The sequence below is a fragment of the Myxococcota bacterium genome, from assembly GCA_035498015.1.
GTDB lineage: Bacteria > Myxococcota_A > UBA9160 > SZUA-336 > SZUA-336 > VGRW01.
The window spans coordinates 1-3,338 of the sequence record DATKAO010000235.1; the positions used below are offsets into that span (position 1 = coordinate 1).

2 protein-coding genes are annotated in these 3,338 nt (G+C 66.6%); both read left to right on the plus strand.

What is annotated here, in order from left to right; genetic code table 11:
• The first annotated feature begins 45 nt into the window (after positions 1-45).
• The gene (locus VMR86_20900) at positions 46-993 is read left to right on the plus strand and encodes a hypothetical protein (GenBank protein HTO09522.1); all 948 of its coding nucleotides are present in this window, start codon (positions 46-48) and stop codon (positions 991-993) included.
• On the plus strand, positions 990-3,338 hold a 2,349-nt coding region (locus tag VMR86_20905; GenBank protein HTO09523.1), incomplete at its 3' end, for a glycogen/starch/alpha-glucan phosphorylase. The genes VMR86_20900 and VMR86_20905, both read left to right, overlap by 4 nt.

Here is a 3,338-nt window from a genome sequence, read left to right on the forward strand (position 1 = left end):
ACCAAGCTGATCGCGGAGGCGTGGGACGCCGGGGGCCTCTACCAGGTGGGCAGCTTCGTCGGTGACGCGTGGCACGAGTGGAACGGGCGCTTCCGGGACGATGCGCGCCGGTTTCTCAGGAGCGAGCCGGGAATGGTGCAGAAGCTGGCCGCGAGGCTTCTCGGCAGCCCGGACCTCTACGGTCACCAGGAGCGCGAGCCGGAGCAGAGCGTGAACTTCGTCACCTGCCACGACGGTTTCACGCTCGAGGACCTCGTCTCCTACGACCGCAAGCACAACGAGGCCAACGGGGAGCAGAACCGCGATGGCGCCGACGACAACGCGAGCTGGAACTGCGGCGCCGAGGGGCCGAGCGAGGATCCGGCCATCGAGGCCCTTCGCCGTCGCCAGATCCGAAACTTCTTCACCCTCCTCCTGGTCTCGGTGGGCAGTCCGATGCTGTCCATGGGCGACGAGATGCGGCGTAGCCAGCGGGGGAACAACAACGCCTACTGCCACGACAACGAGATCAGCTGGCTGGATTGGACGCTGCTCGAACGGCACCGAGACGTACACCGCTTCGTCCGGTCGCTCCTCGCGTTCCGCATGCGCCGAGACGTCGTGCTCGATGCGCCGCGGGTGACCCTCAGCGAGCTCCTGAGGCTCGCGCGCATCGAATGGCACGGTGTCGCCCTCGCCGGGCCCGACTGGAGCGATCACTCCCACTCACTGGCCACCACGATCACGAGTTTCTCCGGCAACTTCCGGCTGCACGGAATCTTCAACGCCTACTGGGAGCCGCTCCGGTTCGAGCTGCCGGCCGCCGGAGAGGCGGGCGCATGGCGGCGCTGGCTCGACACCTCGCTCGAGTCACCGGAGGACATTCTCCCGTGGGACGAGGCGCCGCACATCGCGGAGTCGAGCTATGCCGCCCAGCCGCGCTCGATCGCGATTCTCGTCCTGCCGCTCGCACGAGAGCGAGAGTGGCGCCCAGAGAGGAGAGAGACGACATGACGACTCGGAAGAGGAAGCGGACCGCTGGCGAGATACCGGAGCCCGGCGCGCTCGAGAGGCTGATCGCGCAGTACGGGTGCGGCCCCATCCATTTCAGTGGGAGCGACGACGCCCTCTACGAGCGTCACCTCACCTTCGATGAGGTCTTGGACGTCGCAGAGGCCGGGCCGCGCGATCGGTTCGAGGCGATCGCGCGCTCGACCCGCGACGTGTTCTCGCAGCGCTGGATCCTCACCGAGAAGGCCTACGAGCGCGAGAACCCCAAGCGGATCTATTACCTCTCGCTCGAGTATCTGATCGGCCGTTCGCTCGCCAACAACGTCACAAACCTCTTGCTCGCTCCCCTGGTGGCTCCGGTTGCGCACGAGAAGGGTCTCGACTGGCTCGCTTTGCAAGAAGAGGAGCCCGATGCCGGACTCGGAAACGGCGGACTCGGTCGGCTCGCGGCGTGCTTCCTCGACTCGATGGCGACGCTGCAGCTTCCCGCGATGGGCTATGGGCTCCGGTACGAATACGGAATCTTCAGCCAGTCGATCCGCGACGGCTGGCAGCACGAACAGCCCGACAACTGGCTGCGCCGCCAGGACCCGTGGGAAGTCCCGCGCTTGAACGAGCGGGTGGAGGTGAAGCTCGGCTGCTCGTTCGTGATGCGCGACGGGCGTCTCGAAATCGTCCCCGGGCACCCTGCCACTCTGATCGGCATCCCCTTCGACCGGCCGGTCGTGGGCTACGGCGGCAAGACCGTGAACACGCTGCGGCTCTGGGCCGCCGCTGCGCCGGACTACTTCGACTTCCAGCGCTTCGGCCGGGGCGAGTTCATCGAAGCCCTCACCGATACGCTCCTGGCCGAATCGGTCACTCGCGTGCTGTATCCCGACGACTCCACCGTCCGGGGTCAGGCGCTGCGGTTCGTGCAGGAGTACTTCCTCGTCGCGTGCTCACTCGCCGACATCATCCGGCGTTTCCGCAAGACGAACGCCGACTGGAGCACGTTCTCCGAGAAGGTGGCGCTCCAGCTCAACGACACTCACCCGGCCCTCGCCGTGCCGGAGCTGCTGCGCATCCTGCTCGACGAAGCTCGGCTCGGCTGGGATCAGGCCTGGGACCTGACCCGGCGAACGCTCGCCTACACGAATCACACGCTGCTGCCCGAGGCGCTCGAGAAGTGGCCCCTCGGCTATTTCCAAGTGCTCCTGCCGCGACACTACGAGCTCGTGCTCGAGATCAACCGGAGACTGCTCGAAGAAGTGCGCACGCGCTTCCCGGGAGACGAGGGACGCGCGGACCGGATGAGCCTGATCGAAGAAGGTGCGGAGAGACACGTCCGGATGGCCCATCTGGCCATCGTGGGCTCGCACAGCACCAACGGTGTATCTGCGATCCACTCCGAGCTTTTGCGTACCACGACCGTGAGAGACTTCGCGGAGTTCTTCCCTGCGCGCTTCAACAACAAGACCAACGGCGTCACACCGCGCCGCTGGCTCCTGCTCGCGAACCCTCCGCTGGCGCGCACCATCACCGAGGCGATCGGCGACGGTTGGATCACCGATCTCACCCAGCTCGCCAAGCTGGCGCCTCTCGCCGGCGATCGGGGTCTGCGCGACGCCTTCCGCAAGGCGAAGCGGGAGTCCAAGGCGCGCCTGGCCGCCTGGCTCAGTACGGCGTCGGGGCAGTCACTGGATCCCGACACGATCGTGGACAGTCACGTGAAGCGCATCCACGAGTACAAGCGCCAGGTCCTGAACGCGCTGCGCGTGGTCGTCCTGTACGACCGTCTGCGCGCGAATCCCAAGCTCGACATGCCTCCGCGCACCTTCGTCTTCGCTGGAAAGGCCGCCCCCGCCTACCACCTCGCGAAGCTGATCATCAAGCTGTTGAACAACCTGGCCACGACGATCGACGCCGATCCAGCTCTGCGCGGCCGCCTCAAGGTTCTGTTCGTGCCCGAGTACTGCGTGTCACTCGCCGAGCGGCTCATCCCGGCCAGCGACGTCTCGAACCAGATCTCGACCGCGGGCTACGAGGCCAGTGGCACCAGCAACATGAAGTTCATGATGAACGGGGCGCTCACGATCGGGACGCGCGACGGGGCGACGATCGAGATGGCGCAGGAGGCGGGAGAGGAGAATCTGTTCCTGTTCGGCCTGACTGCGCAGCAGGTCGCGGAGAGCCGCGGCTGGTACAGCCCGTACTGGCACTACGACAACGAGCCGGAGACGCGCGCGGCGCTCGACCTCGTGTTCTCCGACCACTTCAGCCCGAACGAGCCCGGCGTGTTCGCCCCGCTGCGAGACGCGCTGCTCGCGCACGGGGACTACTACATGCACCTCGCGGATCTGCGGTCC